This is a genomic window from Amycolatopsis sp. NPDC101161, assembly GCF_044768185.1.
Classification (GTDB): Bacteria; Actinomycetota; Actinomycetes; order Mycobacteriales; family Pseudonocardiaceae; genus Amycolatopsis.
The window spans coordinates 228,431-244,889 of record NZ_JBIWPI010000002.1; the positions used below are offsets into that span (position 1 = coordinate 228,431).

Consider the following 16,459-nt stretch of genomic DNA (forward strand, 5'->3'; position numbering starts at 1 on the left):
AGGCAGTGTGCCCCACCTCGGCGGGGCACACCGCCCGGCGTCACGGCAGCGAGTTCAGGAACGGCTCGTGGCTGTTCTGGAACTCCCAGTTGTAGTACTTGTCCCAGTTGATCGACCAGGTCATCAGGCCCCGGAGAGCGGGCGAGGTGCCGCCGCGCAGCGTGTAGGAGCCGCAGCCACTGCCCTTGACCAGGCAGTTCACCGCCGTCTGGACGTCTGCTGGTGACGTGTAGCCGTTGCCGGCGCTGACCGCGGCGGGCAGGCCGATCGCGATCTGGTCGGGGCGCAGGCCGGGGAAGAACTGGCCGGTGTTCGCGACGGTGAAGCCGGCCTTGAGCATGTCGGTCATCGCGATGTGGAACTCGGCGCCGCCCATGTTGTGGTAGGAGTTGTCGAGCCCCATGACCGGGCCGGAGTTGTAGTCCTGGACGTGCAGCACGGTGAGCGAGTCGCGCAGCGCGTGGATGACGGGCAGGTAGGCGCCGGTCCGCGCGTCACCGGCGCTGGTGCCGCCGTAGAACTGGTAGCCGACCTGCACGAAGAACGTCTCGGGCGCCATCGTCAGGACGAAACCCGAGCCGTACTTGGCCTTGAGCGACTTGAGCGCCGAGATGAGGTTGACGATCACCGGCGTGGTCGGGTTGCGGAAGTCGGAGTCGCCGGCGTTGAGCGAGAGCGAGTGGCCCTCGAAGTCGACGTCGAGACCGTTGAGGCCGTACTTGTCGATGATCGCCGAGACGGAGCTGACGAACTTGTCCCGCGCGGCGGTGGTGGTCAGCTGGACCTGGCCGTTCTGGCCGCCGATGGAGATGAGGACCTTCTTGCCCTGCGCCTGCTTGGCCTTGATGGCGGCGGTGAAGTCGGCGTCGCTCTCGACGTTCGGGCATTCGGTGGCCGGGCACCGGGTGAACCGGATGTCCCCGGAGGTGACGGAGGTCGGCTCGCCGAAAGCGAGGTCGATGATGTCCCAGGCGGCGGGGACGTCGGCCATCCGGACGTAGCCGGAGCCGTTCGCGAAGCTGGAGTGCAGGTAGCCGATCAGGGCGTGCTTGGGCAGGCCGGTGTCGACGCACCCGGAGGTGCTCCCGCTGGCGGCGGCGCTCTTCGGCGACTCCCCGGCTCCGTTGTAGGCGGCGACCGTGTAGCTGTGGGTGGTGCAGGCGGTCAGGCCGCCGACGGTGGCGCTGGTCCCGGTGGTCGTGGCGACGACGGTGCTGCCTTCGTAGACGCGGTACCCGGTGACGGTCCCGGCGCTCGCGCCCCAGCTCAGGGCGATGGAGCTGGTCGTGGCGGCGGTGATTTGCGGGGTGCCGGGAGCGGTGGGCGTGCCGGGGGTGTTGCCACCGGGGCCGTCGAGGACGACGTCGTCGGCGTAGTAGGTGCCGGCGCCGTACCAGCCGTGGAGGTAGAGCTGGGCGGAGGTCTGGCTGCCGGTGGTGAAGGTGAGGGACAGCTGGTTGTAGGCGCCCGAGTTGCCGGACCAGGTGGAGGGGCCACCGGTGACGCCGAGGTAGACGGGGTTCCCGCGCACCCACGCCGAGACGGAGTAGGTGGTGTTCGGCTGAACGGACACGGTTTGCGAGCACTGGGCGTAGTCGGCGCCGACGGGGGTGCCGGCGAGGGCGTAGCCGCCGGAGTGGGTGGGGCTGCTGACGGTGGTGGCGTTGGCGCAGGTCCAGCCGGAGAGGGAACCGGCTTCGAAGCCTGGGTTGGCGAGGAGGTTGGCCGCCTCGGCGGTCCCGGTGGCGAGCCCGGAGAGCGCGAGCATTGCGGCGGCGGGGATTGCGGACAGTCTGGAACGCCTCATCGGGTCCTCCAGTCGGGGAGACTGGGTATATTGTCTAGACCAATATGTAAAATGTCCAGACCAACTAGGGGTGACGGCTGCGGTTCGGAAGCGCTTCGGTGGCGCCGCCGCACCCATCGCGGCACCGATCACCGGAAGCGCACCACAGACCTCCCGCCGCGGCGATCCTCGCCGCCCGCCCACAGCCCCCGCGCCAACCCTCGCCCCGCAGCCTCGCCCGGCATCCGGCCGCCAACCCACGCCTCGCGGGCGTCCTCCACCCGCGGGAACCCGAAACCACCGACCCGCGGCAGGCCGCCCAACCCTCAGCACCCGGCGATCCTCACCATCCCGGCGCCGGCATCCCCCGCCGGCGCCAAGCGGTCCGTCGCCACCCACGCACCGACCTCCGAAGCGCGAGCAGTCCTCCGCAGCTCGCGTCAGCAACCCACCAAGGACCTGACCACCACCCGCGTCCGCCGCGCGCCCGCCCGGTCGATCACCTGCACACTGCTCCACCCCGCCGGCACCCGCTCCGCCAGCAGCCCCTCCCGCCAGCGATCCACCCGTCGCACGTGCCGGGCGAACGACCGCCGCCGCACGACCCTGCCCCGGCTGCGCTGGCCCGCCAATGCCTGCGCCGCCGTCACGTCCAGGAACAACAGCCGCACCGGGCGTCCGCTCAGCGCTCCCACCAGCGCCAGCAGCGCCCGGGTCGACGCGCGCGTCGACGGCTCGTGGACCACGATCGGCCCCCTCGCCAGTGCCCTTCTGACCACCCGGGCGCGGTGCCACGCGTGGACCACCGGCCGGTAGCAGCGGTACGGCACCGCCGGTACCGCCGCCGCCAAGCGCGTCCGGACCTGGTCGGAATCCAGCACCACCAGGCCGGGCGCGGCGTGGTCGAGCATCGTCGTCTTGCCCGCGCCGGGCAGGCCCGCCACGACCAACATGTCGCGGGGCCCGAGTTCGATGACCGTGGGCTCGCTCATGCCCGTCCAACGCCCCCGCGAAGGTAATGGTTCCTTTACTTTTACCTCACGGACCGTGATCAAGCCGGGAACAGACCCGACCGTACGGACGGCGCCACCCGGAGAGACGCGCCGATGTCACCTCGCGTGCCCGACGTCACCCCATCGCCTGAAAACCCATGCGCGGCAAGGCATTCCTCGATCGGAAACCGCTTCGGGTGAAGATCGTCCCGGCCCCTTCCCGGCGTCCGGATTTTCCCTATCTTCTGAGGGGGACGCTCAGCCTAGAACAGGGGAACTCGCCATGACCCAGTCGCTGGAACTCCCGGTCCAGGAATTCTGTCTCGATTGGACGCTCACGGGCGACGAAGGTGGGCGCGTCGGGGTCACGCTCTCCGGGCAGGTGTCCCTGCTCGACAACAACCGGTTCTACAAGATCGACGGCGTCGTCTACGTCACCGAGGGTGACGCCGACATCCGCGCGGTCGGCAACCCGTGCCTGTCCGTGCGCCGCAACGGCGTCGAGAAGTCCGGACGCCAGTGGGGCTGGGAGATGTGCTCGGCCCGCAAGCGGCTCGGCGCGCTGACCACGATGGAGGGCTACTTCGTCCGCACCGGCTACTGGGCGCCGGCCGACCGCGCGATCCAGCTGAGCCTCTGCGCGGAAACCGGGTGGAGCCGGCGCAAGAGCTACAGCCCGCACGTCACCGTCCGGATGGTCGACTGACCACAGTGGACGCCCGGCGCCGCGCCGCCGCGACGACGAGCCCCGCCGCGACCGCACCCGCGACGGCGCACCCGGCGCCGAACCCCGGCGAAGGTTCGTGCACGCGCAGCACGGAGATGCACAGCCACGCGACGGCGCCGAACAGCAGCCCCAGCACCGGGCCGCCGAACGCCGCGCCGCGCCAGCGGTGGCCGTTGCGGATGGTCCGCAGCCCGGATTCGAGGTAGGCGAGCGCGAACAGCGCCAGGATCAGGCTGCCCGCGCCCATCGCGCTGGCCAGCGGGTGCTGGCTGGTGAGCAGGGTGAAGGTCTGGGTGACGAGCCCGGTCTGGACGGTCGCGGTGACCGCCCCGCCGACCACCCACCGCGCGATCGCCGGCAGGGTGAGCTCGGCGGTGAAGCCGTTGCCGGCCGGCTTGGCGAGGGTTTCGGCCGAGCCGAGCGGAATCCCGGCGGCGGACAGGCTGAGCGCGACCCGTCCGGGATTCCCGGCCCCGGCGAGGATGAGCGGCTTGCTGAGGTCCACTTCGACGGGCGAGGTGACCCGGGTGCCGCCGAGCAGCAGGGTGGGCGACGCCTCGTGGGGCAATCGTTCGGGATTGAGCAGCGCAAGGATGACCAGCACAACGGCGGCGGCCGCGGCGGCCAGCCGCAGCCAGAGAACGGCGGCGGCCCGCGAGCGGTTGGAAGAGTCGGAATCCGGGGCGAGCGCGCCGCCGGTCGGGCCGGAACCCGGGCCACCAAAGCCGGCCGCGGAGCCGGGGCCACCCGCGCCTGCCGCCGAGCCCGATCCAGGGCCGCCGGCAAAGCGGGCCTCGGAACCGCCCGCCAGGCCCGCGCCGCCAGCAGAGCCCGGCCCGAAGCCGCCGCCAGCGCCCGCGCCGGATCCAGGGCCGCCGGCATAACCGGCCTCGGAACCGCCTGCCAGGCCCGGCGCGAAGCCGCCGGCCGAGCCTCCGGGACCACCTGCCACGCCGAGCCCGGCGCCGCCCGGCGAGGCGGGTGCCGTGTCCAACCCGCCGCTCGTCGCCACCAGTGTCGCGTTGGGACCCGTCGGCCTTCTCACCGGTCGCGTGCGCTCGTCGCCCTGCGGCGCCGTCGGCGAGTTCAACCCCGCGATCACCCGGGGCGTCAAGTGCAGCACCGGCACCCCGGACCGCTCCAGCCACCCCGGCCCGTAAACCGCCGTCGCCGCGGCCGCCAAATCGGCCGCGAACGACTCCGCCTCGCGGTACCGCGCGTCCAGCTCGCGGGCCAGCGCGCGCATGATCACGCCGGCGATCGGCATCGGTACCCCCGAAATCGGCTTCGGGTCCGTGAACATGTGCTGGCGCATCATGCTGATCGCGCCGCGCGTGTTGTCGAACGGCAGCTCCCGGGCCAGCAGCTCGTACAGCACCGTGCCCGCCGCGTACACGTCGGCCGCCGGGCTCAGCGCGTTGCCCATCGCCTGCTCCGGCGCGATGTACGCCGGCGTGCCGAGGATTTCGCCACCGTGCGTGACCAGGGTCGCGCCCTCGCTGATCACCCGGGCGATGCCGAAGTCGGCCACCTTCACCACGCCCTGCAGGTTGAACAGCAGGTTGCGCGGCTTGACGTCCAGGTGCAGCACGCCCGCCCGGTGCGCCGCGTGCAGCCCGGCGAGCATCGCCAGGCCGATCGCGCACGCCTGTTCGCCGCTGACGCCGTCGCCGTGGAACCGGCTGTGCACGGTGCCGCCGTCGAGGCGCTCCATCACCAGCAGGTGCTCGCGCCCGGTGCGGACGTAGTCGTACACCGGCACGATGTGCGGGTGGTCCAGGCTGGCCAGCACGCGCGCCTCGCGGTCGAACAGCTCGCTGCTCGCCGCGTGGTTGAGCACGTCCCACGGCAGCTGCTTGATCGCGACGTGCCGCCCGAGCGTCCGGTGCGTCCCGGCGAACACGACGCCCATGCCGCCTTCGCCGATCTCCGCCCCGATGTCGTACTGCGGCAGGGCGGCGACCAGCTCGGCCGGTGCGCTCATCGGGTGAATTCCTGCGTCGGCGGGACCGCCATCCGGACCGTGGTGTCACTGTCGGTGACGACCGGCGGTGGCGCGGGATGCGGCGTCAGGTAGCCGAGCAGGAACGCGATCGCCGCGGCGCCGAGCACCACCGGGATCTCGACCGCCGGCTCCGGCGGGACCAGCCGCAGCACCGACAGCGTGATCACCGCGACCAGGCCGGTGCCGAACCCGGCGGGCAGGAACCGCAGGCCGCGGCGCCAGCGGTTGGGCGCCAGCCGGTGCCGGGCCAGCGCGAGCAGCGCGGTCAGCCACGCGAGCACGGTGAGCACGAGCATCGCCAGGCCGAAGACGCCGTAGACCGACCAGAAGGAGCCCTGGACGTCGGCGACGGTGGTCGCTTCGCCGAGCGTCGCGCGCTGGGCGTCGAGCAGCTCGACCGACGACGGCAGCAGTCCCGTCGCCTGTCCGGTGAGGTCGCCGAGGTCGAGCACGAACGTCCGGGTGATCGAGCCCCGCGCCGGCACTTCGAAGGGCGCCGTCGTGTCGTAGGCGAAGAACGTCAGGGCGAGCGCGACGCCGGAGAGCCGCACGCTGCGGACCTTCACCGGCGCGGTGCCGGAGTTGGTCGCGACGACCTGCAGCTCGACCTGCTGGCCCGGGTCGATCGGGACGGTGGCGTCCGCGACCGGCCGCCCGTCGATCGACGCCTGCACGTCGAGCGAGCCGGCGTCCGCCGAAGCTGGTGGCGCGCCGAGCAGTACGGCGCACAAACCCAACGCAACCCCCGCCGCGATGACACGTCCCATTGGGCATCCCCTACTTGCGTTATCCGACTGGTCCGGAATGCTACAGCGAGCACACACCGGGGAGGGACGTCCCAATGCGATTCGTGGTTCGGCTGTTTTTCGGCGCCGTGGCCGGAACGTTGCTTCTGCTCGCACTGGCGAGCACGGGTAACGCACAAGTTCCCCCGTCGGTTGGTTTGAAACCGTCGAGCGGGCCGGCGGGAAGTTCGTTCACCATTTCTTGGAACGGTTTCGCCGTTTGCCGAATCATCAATTTCACCTGGGAAGGAACCTCTCTCGGTTCGAAGGTGGCCCCGGCGACCAGTGGCTCGTTTCCAGCGACCGTGCCCACCGGCGCGGCACCGGGCCCACACACCGTGACCGCGACCTGCACGAGCCAGAAAGAAACCGCCAGCGGCACGTTCGTCGTTACTGGGATCCCCACCACGACACCCCCGCCGCCGACCACCACCACACCAGCACCGCCGGTAACCACACGCCCGACCCGGCCCGGCACCACCACGACCCCGCCGAGCACGACCACCACCCCGCCGACCACCACGACCCCGCCGCCGACGTCCACCACCCCCACGACACCCGGCACCCCGGCGACCACCAGCACCGCGCCGAAGCCGGGCGAACTGGTGCTCGACCGGCCGAGCGTCAAGCCCGGCGACGAGCTGTCGGCGTCCGGGAAGGGCTGCGAGCCGGGCCGGATGGTCACACTGACCGCCGACGGCACCGAGGTCGGCTCCGCCTACGCCGACAGCTCCGGCGCCTTCACCGCGCCGGTCCAGTTCACCCGGATCGAGGCGGGGCGGCACACCGTCGTCGCCGAATGCGGCGTGCGGCTGACCGGCGCGGTCGACCAGGTCGTGACCCGCTCGTCCGGCGGGCAGACCGGCACGCTCGTCATCCTGGTGTTCTTCGTGCTCGCGGGCATCACGGTGATCCGCTTCCGGTGATCCCCGGTTGACATGCAGCCGTTTGGCTGCCTATCGTGAATAGGCAGCCAAACGGCTGCATGTCACGAGAGGGCGCGATGGACGAGGTGTTCAAGGCCCTGGCCGACCCCAGCCGCCGCCGGCTGCTGGACGTGCTCAACGAGCGCAACGGCCAGACCCTGCGCGAGCTGTGCGCGGGACTGGACATGGCCCGCCAGTCGGTCAGCAAGCACCTGGCCGTGCTCGAGGCGGCCGGACTGGTCACGACGACCTGGCGCGGCCGCGAAAAACTGCACTACCTCGACGCCGCGCCGATCAACGCGATCAGCGAGCGCTGGCTGACCCGCTACGACCGCCGGCGGGCCGGCGCGCTCGCCGATCTGAAACGAGCCCTGGAGTCCGAACCGATGAACGAATTCGCGTACACCACCTACATCAGCACGACCCCGGAAAAGCTCTGGCAAGCGCTTACCGAACCGGCGTTCACCCGCCAGTACTGGGGCGTCGCGTTCGAAACCGACTGGACAAAGGGGTCGCCGATGACCTGGGCGGAAAGCGGCGCGAAAACGAGCCACCCCGAGCAGGTCGTCCTCGAAGCGGACCCGTACCGCCGCCTTTCCTACACCTGGCACACGTTCACCGAGGAATGGGCGAACGGAAACGGAATCGACGCCGAAACGCTCGCGAAACTGCAGCGGGAAGGCCGCTCGAAGGTCACTTTCACGCTGGAACCGCAGGGGGAAACCGTGAAGCTGACGGTCCTGCACGACGGTTTCGAGCCCGGCAGCACGGTCATGGCGATGTGCAGCCAGGGCTGGCCGGCGCTGCTGTCCAGCCTGAAGACGCTGCTGGAGACCGGTTCCCCGCTGCCGGCAGCGTGACCAACCGGACCAAACCGTCCAATCCGACAGATCTGGCACACACAATCGTCTGATTTCTCCCCCTTTCGTGGGCGCCGGGCTGAAGTCCCGGTGAATTCCCTCCTCTCGACGGCATCCGATGCGGTTTTCCGGGCGCTAGGGTCGCATAATCCGTGACCGGTGATGGTCCGATCGAGTGACGGGAGAGCAGGCGTGCCGGGGTCAGTGCGTACCCGCTGGGTAGTGGTGGCGGCCGTGGTCGTGGCCGCCGCGGCGGGGGCCGTCGTGGCGTTCTGGCCGGACAGCGCGTCGGCCGGCGACCCCGAGATCGCGGTGTCGCGCTCGGCGTGCGGCACCGGCTGGGCGGACCCGAAGCCGGGACCGCAGACGTTCCGCCTGCACAACACGGGTTCGGTGACCGCCGAGGTCGACCTGATCGACCCGGCGACCGGCGTGATCTACGGCGAGGTCGAGGGCCTCGGCCCGGCGACCACCCGGCCGCTGCAGGTCAACCTCGGCAACGGCAGCTACGCGTTCCGCTGCCTGCCCGAGGACACGAGCGCGATCGTCGGACCGGCCGTGCAGGTCAGCGGCGGTGCCGAGCGGACCGGCCCGGGCGTCGCACCGGTGACGCACAACGACCTGCTCGGGCCGCTCAAGGCCTACCAGCAGCACGTCACGACCGGGCTCGGCGAGCTGGTCGCGGACACGGGCGCGCTGAAGAACGCGGTCCACGGCGGCGACCGCGCGGCGAGCGAGACGGCGTGGCTGACGGCCCACCTGACGTACGAGCGGCTGGGCGCGGCGTACAACGCGTTCGGTGACTCCGACGGCGCGCTCAACGGCACCGCCGATGGCCTCCCGAACGGCACGTCGGACGCGGGCTTCACCGGCTTCCACCGCCTCGAACAGGGTCTTTGGCACGGCGAGGACCTGGGGGCGCTGGGCGCGGTGGCCGACCGGCTCGACACCGACGCCCGCGCGCTGCAGGCGTCCTTCGGCAACAGCCAGGTCGACGGCAACGACCTCGGCCTGCGCGCGCACGAGATCATGGAGAACACGCTGCAGTTCGAGCTGACGGGCCGCACGGACTACGGCAGCGGCACCAACCTGGCGACGGCGCGCGCCAACCTCGACGGCACGCGCGCGGTGCTGGACGTGCTCCGCCCGCTGCTCGCGCCCCGGTACCCGGATCTGTCCAAGGTGGACACCTGGCTGACGCGCACGCAGTCCTTTTTGGACGCGGCGCACCGGCCCGACGGGAGCTGGACGCCGCTGGCTCAGCTGCCGCAGAAGGAAAGGCAGAAGCTGAACGCCGATGTGAGCGAGCTGACGGAGCTGCTGGCCCCGGTCGCGGCGATCGCCGAGCCGAGGAGGGTCTCGTGATGGGCCGACCGCGCGGAACCGTGACCAGCTCCGCGGGCACCAGCCGGCCGAGGAGGGTCTCGTGACCGACCAGTCTCGCTGCCCCGTACCGCACCCGGCCGGGTTGCCGCGCCGCTCCTTCCTGCGCCGCGCCGCCATGGGGGCCGGACTGACCGTTGCCGCCGGCGCCGGGCTGGGGGCCTCCTCCGCCGTCACCGACAGCACCGCGCCCGTGCCCTTCCACGGTCCGCACCAGGGCGCCATCCTGCGGAAGCCGCCCACCCAGACCGTCGTCGCCTCTTTCGACGTCGTCGCCGAGTCGAAAGCCGAGCTCACCGAGCTCTTCCGGGCCGTCACCGATCGGGCGCGGTTCCTCACCGGGGGCGGGGCGCCCGCCTCGCTCGGGATCAGCGCGCCGCCCGCGGACTCCGGGGTGCTCGGTCCCGTGGTGCCCGGTGGTGACCTGGGTGTCGTCCTCGGGGTCGGCGCCTCGCTCTTCGACGACCGGTACGGTCTCGCGAAACTCAAGCCCGCCAAGCTGAAGCCGATGACGACGTTCCCGAACGACGCCCTCGACCCGGCCCAGTGCCACGGCGACCTCAGCCTCACCCTCTCCGCGAACTCCACCGACACCGTGCTGCACGCGCTGCGCGACATCGCCCGCGCGACGCGCGGGGGCATGCAGCCGCGGTGGAAGATCAACGGCTTCAGCTCCCCGCCGCGCCCGGCCGGGACGCCGCGGAACCTGATGGGCTTCAAGGACGGCACCTCGAACCCGGAGGAAGCCGACTTCGACCGTCTCGTGTGGACACCCGGGGATCCCGCCTGGGCCGCGGGCGGCAGCTACCAGGTGGTCCGGCTGATCCGGATGCTGGTCGAGTTCTGGGACCGGGTCTCGCTGGCCGAGCAGGAGAACATGTTCGGCCGCCGCCGCGACACCGGCGCCCCGCTCGACGGCACCGAGGAGACCGACGTCCCCCGCTACGCCGACGACCCGATCGGCACCGTCATCCCGCTGACCAGCCACATCCGCAAGGCCAACCCGCGGACGCCGGAGACCGACTCGAGCCGGATCCTGCGCCGCGCGGTGAACTACGACCGCGGCGTCGACAGCAACGGCAACCTCGACATGGGCCTGGTCTTCGTCTGCTACCAGCAGGACCTGGAGCGCCAGTTCGAAGCGGTCCAGACGCGGCTGGCCGACGAACCCCTGACCGACTACATCTCCCCGTTCGGCGGCGGCTACTTCTTCGCGCTGCCGGGCGTCACCGGGCCGGACGACCACTTCGGCCGCGCATTGCTCGCCTGAACCGGCACTCCGTAGAAATGAACAGCCGCACCACGAAAGGAACATCCACTGTGGACAAGAGAACCCGCCGGCGACGGCGCGGCCTGCTCGGCGCCGGGGCCCTCGCCTCGGTGGCCACGCTGGCCGTCGTCACCGGCTCCGCGTCGACCACCGCGGACGCCCAGCCGCTGAACGTCTTCCCGGCCCACTGGATCCCCACGGCCACGCCGATCAAGCACGTCGTGGTCATCTTCGGCGAGAACATCTCGTTCGACCACTACTTCGGCACCTACCCTAACGCGGCCAACACCGACGGCACCCCGTTCACCGCCGCGCGCAACACCCCGAAGGTCAACGGCCTCGACAAGAAGCTGTTGACGAACAACCCGAACGCGTACGACCCGAAGCGGCTCACGCACGAGCAGGCGATGACCTGCGACCAGAACCACAACTACGGCGCCGAGCAGGCCGCGTTCAACGGCGGCAAGATGGACAAGTTCGTCGAGAAGACCGAGACGGACAAGTGCACCGGCCAGCCGGTGCTGTTCGGCGAGCCCGGCCTGGTGATGGACTACTACGACGGCAACACCGTCACGGGCATGTGGAACTACGCCCAGCACTACGCGCTGAACGACAACTCGTTCAACACCGTGTTCGGCCCGTCCACGCCGGGCGCGCTGAACCTCATCTCGGGCCAGACGCACGGCGGCCAGGCGGTCGACCCGGTGACGCACAAGCCGGTCAGCGACTCCTACGTGGTGTCGTCGCCGGACGCGAATGGTGTCGGCACGGTCATCAACGACCCGGACCCGGCCTGGGACGACTGCTCGGGCAAGAACCACACGAGCAAGGACAACCTGGCCACCATGCAGGGCCGCAACATCGGTGACCTGCTCAACCAGCGCCGCGTGACGTGGGGCTGGTTCCAGGGCGGCTTCCGCCCGACCGGCGAAGCCAACGGGTACGCGGTCTGCGGCCAGAAGCACACGAACCTGGGCGGCAACGCCGTGGTGGACTACAGCCCGCACCACGAGCCGTTCCAGTACTACCCGTCGACGGCGAACCCGAAGCACCTCGCGCCGTCGTCGGTGCGGGCGATCGGCCAGACCGACCGCGCCAACCACCAGTACGACATCTCGGACTTCGACGACTCGCTGAAGGCCGGCTCGATGCCCGCGGTGAGCTTCCTGAAGGCCCCGGAGTACCAGGACGGCCACGCGGGTTACTCGGACCCGCTGGACGAGCAGCAGTTCGTCGTCAGCGAGATCAACAAGATCCAGCAGTCGCCGGAGTGGAAGTCCACGGCCATCGTGCTGGCCTACGACGACTCCGACGGCTGGTACGACCACGCCTCTTCGCAGATCATCAACGGCTCGCACGACGCCGCGCAGGACCAGGCGGTGTGCACGGGCAAGCCGACGAAGGTGGGCACCTACGCCGACCGCTGCGGCTACGGCCCGCGGCTGCCGCTGCTGGTGGTTTCGCCGTACAGCAAGGTGAACCACGTCGACCACACGCAGACGGACCAGACCTCGGTGCTGAAGTTCATCGAGGACAACTGGTTCACCGGCCGCGTCGGCGACTCGTCCTTCGACTCCCGGGCGGGGACGTTGAACGGGATGTTCGACTTCTGGTGGCCGGAAGCGAAGAAGGTCACGCTCGACCCGAAGACCGGTGCGGTGGCGCACAGCTAGTAGCTCTGCCGCGGCTCGTCGTGAGTGGGAAACGGGGTGCTAACCCTGTTTCTCACTCACGACCGCCGGGGCCAGGTCCCACGCCAGCGTCACCACGGTCCCCGACTCGCCGGACGCGATGTCCGCGCGGTCGGCGCTCGCCCGCAGCAGCAGCAACCCGCGCCCGCGCGGGGAAACCGGGCGCGGGTCCACCACCGGGGTCCGCCACCGGCCGTGGTCGCCGATGACCACCTCGATCCGGTCCGGGTGCGCCGTCGCGTCGAGGTCGACCACGCCGGCCCCCGCGCCGTCGTACGCGTGGTCGGCGACGTTCGCCAGAGCTTCGTAGCTCGCCAGCACGATGTCCTGCGCCCGGTCCGCGTCGACGCCCGTCTCGAGGACCCACGCCATCAGGTCGTGCCGGAGCCGCCGCAGGGCCTGGGGTTCCGCCTGCACGCCGTGGCGGCGGAACGGTCCCGGGGGTTCGTCCATCGGTTGCCTTTCCGGGCCCGTCACCGGCTCAGCGCTTCGTCGACCGTCGCGTGGATGCCGATCCACGTGTCCAGCCCGGTCGTCTTCAGCGGCCCCGACGTCACCGCCGAGTCGCTCACCACCCGCAGCGCGCGCTCGGGCAGCCGGCGGTGCGCCGCCGCGAGCACCTGCAGCCCCGCCGAGCAGAAGAACGTGACCCCGCGCAGGTCGACCACCAGCGTCCGCGGCTCGCCGGCCAGCACGACGTCGACGACTTCCTCGAACTCCGGCGCGCTCACCAGGTCGATCTCCCCCTCGACGCGCAGCACCGCGGCCGTGCCCCGCCAGTCGAGCGTGACCGCCAGCTCGACGGCGGGCAGATCCCGGGATGAAGAGGTCACGGCGCTTTATGGTGCCCCAATCGCCGCCGCCGCGCCAACGACGCACCTCACCGGTGCGGCAGCTTGACGACGGTGACCCAGAATTCGTCGATCTTCCGGACCACCTCGACGAACTTCTCGAAGTCGACCGGCTTGGTGACGTAGGCGTTGGCGTGCAGGTCGTAGCTGCGGACGATGTCCTCCTCCGCTTCGGACGTCGTCAGCACGACCACCGGGATGGTGCGCAGCTCCGGGTCCTGCTTGATCTCGCCGAGCAGTTCGCGGCCGTCCTTGCGGGGCAGGTTGAGGTCGAGCAGGATCAGCCCCGGCCGCGGCGCGTCGGCGAAGCGCCCGCGGCGGTTCAGGAACTCGAGGGCCTCGACGCCGTCGCTCGCGACGTGCAGCGCGTTGCGGATCTTGTGGTGCTCGAAGGCTTCCCGCGTCATCAGCACGTCACCCGGGTCGTCTTCGACGAGCAGGATGTCGATCGGAACGTGCGCGTACGTCATGCGTCCTCGCCGTCCTCGGTCGCCGCCGGCAGCGTGAAGCGGAAGGTGGTGTTCTCGGCTTCGGTGTCGAGCCAGATCCGGCCGCCGTGGTACTCGACGATCCGGCGGCACAGGGCCAAACCGATCCCGGTGCCCGGGTACGCGTTGCGGGTGTGCAGCCGCTGGAACAGCGCGAAGACCCGTTCGGCGTACTCCGCGTCGATGCCGATCCCGTTGTCCGACACCGAAAACACCCACTCGTCGCCGTCGCGGTCCGCGGTGACCCGCACCTCGGGCGGTGCCTCGCCCTTGAACTTCAGGGCGTTGCCGATCAGGTTCTGGAACACCGCCGTCATCAGCGCCGGCTCGACGCGCACCTCCGGCAGCTCGCCCCGGTCGACCTTGCCGCCGCTGAGCGACAGCGCGACCTCCAGGTTCGCGAGCGCGTCGTCGGCCAGCCGGCCCGCGTCGGTCACGACGTGCTCGGCCGGTTTCCGCCCGACCCGGGAGAACGCCAGGAGGTCGTTGATCAGGACCTGCATCCGCTTCGCGCCGTCGACCGCGTACTCGATGTACTGCTGGCCGCGTTCGTCGAGCAGACCCTCGTAGCGGCGCTGGAGCAGCTGGCAGAAGCTCGCCACCTTCCGCAGCGGTTCCTGCAGGTCGTGCGAAGCGACGTAGGCGAACTGCTCCAGGTCGGCGTTCGACCGCTCCAGTTCGTGCGTCCGGCGGTCCAGGAGCGCGTGGGCCCGTTCGAGCTCGGCGACCTCGTCGAGGATCCGCTGGCGCATGGCTTCGACGTCGGCGCCGAGCTGGGCGATCTCACGCGGCCCGCTCCCGTGCACCGGGAGGCCGACGTCCCGGTCGGCGGCCTGGCGGACCTCGCCCGCCAGCCGCAGGATCGGCCGGGTGATGACCTGCCGCAGGCCGAGGAAGAGCACCACGAACAGCAGCACGATCAGCACGGCGATGGCGACGAGGATGGCGGTCAGGAAGGCCGCCGCGCTGTCGAGGTCCGCCCGGCCGGCGTCGCGGACGGCGGTGAGGTGGTCGAACTGGGTGCCCAGGGCCTGGCGCACCGCGACGAACAGCATCCGGCTGCGCTCGATCTGCGCCTGGGTGGGCGGCCCGGCGCCGGGTTCGACGGCGGGGGCGGCCACGGCCTGCCAGGCGGCGGCCGCCCGCAGGACGGCTTCCAGGTCGTCGCCGGCCTGGGTGCCGGGGAGCGCGCCGAGCTGGCGCAGCTGGCTGACCGCGTCACCTTCGGCCTGGCGGCCGTCGGTGTACGGCGCGAGGAAGTCCGGCCGCCGGCCGAGCTGGTAGCCGCGGATGCCGGTTTCCTGGTTGAGCAACGCCGTCGACAGCTGCGTCGCGGCCAGCCGCTGCGGCCCGATGACGTCGAGGAGGCTGGTGCGGGCCTCGGTGAGGTTGTTCAGCGCGATCACGCCGCCGGCCACCGCGGCTAGCAGCAGCACGGCTTCGGCGACGGCGAACAGGCTCAGCCAGCGGCGGATCGTCCAGCCGCGTGCTTCAGTGCTCATCAGCGGGGTCCTGTCGGATCGTGGCTGAGCAGGGCGAGGGCGACGTCGTCGTCGAGTGGACCGGAGTTGAGCCGTTCGGCGCGGGCGATCAGCTCGTCGAGCAGGTCGGTGCCGGCGAGGCCGGCCTCGTGCTGGATCTCCAGGACGATGGCGGCCATCCGCTCGTGGCCGAGCCGCTCGGCCCCGGCGCCGACGCGGCCCTCGAACACGCCGTCGGTGTAGAGCAGCAGCGACCAGCCCGGGTCGAGCGGCACCTCGAGGGCCTCCCACTTCGTGCCTTCGACGACGCCGAGCGGGACGCCCAGGCGTTCGCCGGACAGGAGGTGCCCGTCGCCGGGCGTGAGCAGCAGCGGCGGCAGGTGCCCGGCCAGCGACAGGCGCAGGGATCGTCGGTCCGGCGCGACGACGACCATGCAGACGGTGGCGAACAGCGGCTCGATCCGCTCGTGCACCAGCACCCGCTCGACCATGCTCAGCACGTCGGCCATGGGCAGGCCGGCCATCACCAGCGACCGCCACGCGATCCGCAGCGCGACGCCGAGCGCGGCCTCGTCCGGGCCGTGGCCGCAGACGTCGCCGATCATCATGTGCACGGTGCCGTCGGCGAGCTCGATCGCGTCGTAGAAGTCGCCGCCCAGCAGGGAGCCGTTGCGGCCCGGGCGGTAGCGGGAGGCCAGGTCGAGGTGCGGGTCACGCAGCAGCGGGACGGGCAGCAGGCCGCGTTCCAGCCGCGCGTTTTCCCGGGCGAGCAGCTGCTGCTGCAGGAACTGCTGCTCGACCTGCTCGGCGCGCTTGCGTTCGCGGGCGAACCGCAGCGCCTTCACCAGCAGCGGTCCGTCGACCTGGTCCTTGACGAGGTAGTCCTGCGCGCCGGCGGCGACCGCGGCGACGCCGGTGGCCTGGTCGTGCCCGCCGGTCAGGACGACGATCGCGACACCGGGCGCGTGCTGGCCGAGCTTCGTCAGCCCGCTCAGGCCCATGGCGTCGGGCAGCTGCAGGTCGAGGACGACGCAGTCGGCGGTGAGCGGGCCGGCCAGCGCGGCCGCGAGCGTTTCGACGCGTTCGAGCGAGAACGGCACGGACGTGTCCGCGAGCATCTCCTCGACCAGCAGCGCGTCGCCGTCGTCGTCCTCGACGAGCAGCACGCGCAAACGGGTGCCGGAGTCCCACGATGAGTCCTGCGCGGCGGTCAC

The 16,459-nt window shown here is 71.2% G+C and carries 16 protein-coding genes; 6 read left to right on the forward strand and 10 right to left on the reverse strand.

All coding sequences use genetic code 11. The features are described from left to right. Positions 1-40: 40 nt before the first annotated feature. Together ACIRSS_RS12090 and ACIRSS_RS12095 are read right to left on the reverse strand one after the other, a co-directional pair. Positions 41-1,807 (reverse strand): chitinase, encoded by a 1,767-nt coding sequence (locus ACIRSS_RS12090; protein WP_400893861.1) that lies wholly within the window; start codon positions 1,805-1,807, stop codon positions 41-43. 419 nt (positions 1,808-2,226) lie between these two features. Next, on the reverse strand, positions 2,227-2,778 hold the full coding sequence (locus ACIRSS_RS12095) for an AAA family ATPase (RefSeq protein WP_400893863.1): 552 nt from the start codon (positions 2,776-2,778) through the stop codon (positions 2,227-2,229). Positions 2,779-3,061: 283 nt separating this feature from the next. Between ACIRSS_RS12095 and ACIRSS_RS12100 the strand changes: the two genes are divergently transcribed. After that, positions 3,062-3,484 (forward strand): hypothetical protein, encoded by a 423-nt coding sequence (locus ACIRSS_RS12100; RefSeq protein WP_400893865.1) that lies wholly within the window; start codon positions 3,062-3,064, stop codon positions 3,482-3,484. Here the strand turns inward: ACIRSS_RS12100 and ACIRSS_RS12105 are convergent. From ACIRSS_RS12105 to ACIRSS_RS12115, 3 genes are read right to left on the reverse strand one after another with little or no spacing between them, the layout of a single operon-like run. After that, positions 3,462-5,489, reverse strand: a complete 2,028-nt coding sequence (locus ACIRSS_RS12105; protein WP_400893866.1) for a serine/threonine-protein kinase — start codon at positions 5,487-5,489, stop codon at positions 3,462-3,464. The genes ACIRSS_RS12100 and ACIRSS_RS12105 overlap by 23 nt on opposite strands. Further along, entirely contained in the window at positions 5,486-6,277 is a 792-nt protein-coding gene (locus ACIRSS_RS12110) for a hypothetical protein (protein WP_400893868.1), read from the reverse strand. The genes ACIRSS_RS12105 and ACIRSS_RS12110 overlap by 4 nt, the downstream gene beginning before the upstream one ends. Positions 6,278-6,317: 40 nt before the next feature. Then, entirely contained in the window at positions 6,318-6,980 is a 663-nt protein-coding gene (locus ACIRSS_RS12115) for a hypothetical protein (protein ID WP_400893870.1), read from the reverse strand. Between ACIRSS_RS12115 and ACIRSS_RS12120 the strand changes: the two genes are divergently transcribed. The 5 genes from ACIRSS_RS12120 (at position 6,973) to ACIRSS_RS12140 (ending at position 12,407) form a co-directional block, all read left to right on the forward strand. Next, on the forward strand, positions 6,973-7,221 hold the full coding sequence (locus tag ACIRSS_RS12120; protein WP_400893872.1) for a hypothetical protein: 249 nt from the start codon (positions 6,973-6,975) through the stop codon (positions 7,219-7,221). The genes ACIRSS_RS12115 and ACIRSS_RS12120 overlap by 8 nt on opposite strands. Positions 7,222-7,298: 77 nt before the next feature. Then, the gene (locus ACIRSS_RS12125) at positions 7,299-8,081 is read left to right on the forward strand and encodes an ArsR/SmtB family transcription factor (protein WP_400893874.1); all 783 of its coding nucleotides are present in this window, start codon (positions 7,299-7,301) and stop codon (positions 8,079-8,081) included. A 204-nt stretch (positions 8,082-8,285) separates the two neighbouring features. Next, positions 8,286-9,446: an EfeM/EfeO family lipoprotein gene (locus ACIRSS_RS12130; RefSeq protein WP_400897418.1), complete on the forward strand. Its 1,161-nt coding sequence runs from the start codon at positions 8,286-8,288 to the stop codon at positions 9,444-9,446. Positions 9,447-9,582: 136 nt separating this feature from the next. After that, positions 9,583-10,734: a Dyp-type peroxidase gene (locus tag ACIRSS_RS12135; RefSeq protein WP_400897420.1), complete on the forward strand. Its 1,152-nt coding sequence runs from the start codon at positions 9,583-9,585 to the stop codon at positions 10,732-10,734. A gap of 50 nt (positions 10,735-10,784) precedes the next feature. Further along, the gene (locus tag ACIRSS_RS12140; protein ID WP_400893876.1) at positions 10,785-12,407 is read left to right on the forward strand and encodes a phospholipase C; all 1,623 of its coding nucleotides are present in this window, start codon (positions 10,785-10,787) and stop codon (positions 12,405-12,407) included. A 39-nt stretch (positions 12,408-12,446) separates the two neighbouring features. On the opposite strand, the gene ACIRSS_RS12145 is transcribed toward ACIRSS_RS12140, so the two are convergent. From ACIRSS_RS12145 to ACIRSS_RS12165, 5 genes are read right to left on the reverse strand one after another with little or no spacing between them, the layout of a single operon-like run. After that, a complete protein-coding gene (locus ACIRSS_RS12145) occupies positions 12,447-12,878 on the reverse strand; it encodes an ATP-binding protein (RefSeq protein ID WP_400893878.1) in 432 nt (143 codons plus the stop codon). A gap of 20 nt (positions 12,879-12,898) precedes the next feature. After that, positions 12,899-13,258 carry an STAS domain-containing protein gene (locus ACIRSS_RS12150; RefSeq protein ID WP_400893879.1) on the reverse strand — a complete coding sequence of 120 codons (360 nt, stop codon included), beginning with the start codon at positions 13,256-13,258 and terminating at the stop codon, positions 12,899-12,901. A gap of 47 nt (positions 13,259-13,305) precedes the next feature. Beyond that, complete coding sequence (locus ACIRSS_RS12155; protein WP_400893881.1) at positions 13,306-13,746, reverse strand: response regulator; 441 nt, start codon at positions 13,744-13,746, stop codon at positions 13,306-13,308. After that, positions 13,743-15,266: an ATP-binding protein gene (locus ACIRSS_RS12160; protein ID WP_400893883.1), complete on the reverse strand. Its 1,524-nt coding sequence runs from the start codon at positions 15,264-15,266 to the stop codon at positions 13,743-13,745. Before ACIRSS_RS12160 ends, ACIRSS_RS12155 begins: the two co-directional genes overlap by 4 nt. After that, positions 15,266-16,459, reverse strand: coding sequence for a PP2C family protein-serine/threonine phosphatase (locus tag ACIRSS_RS12165; RefSeq protein ID WP_400893885.1), 1,194 nt, complete (start codon positions 16,457-16,459; stop codon positions 15,266-15,268). Before ACIRSS_RS12165 ends, ACIRSS_RS12160 begins: the two co-directional genes overlap by 1 nt.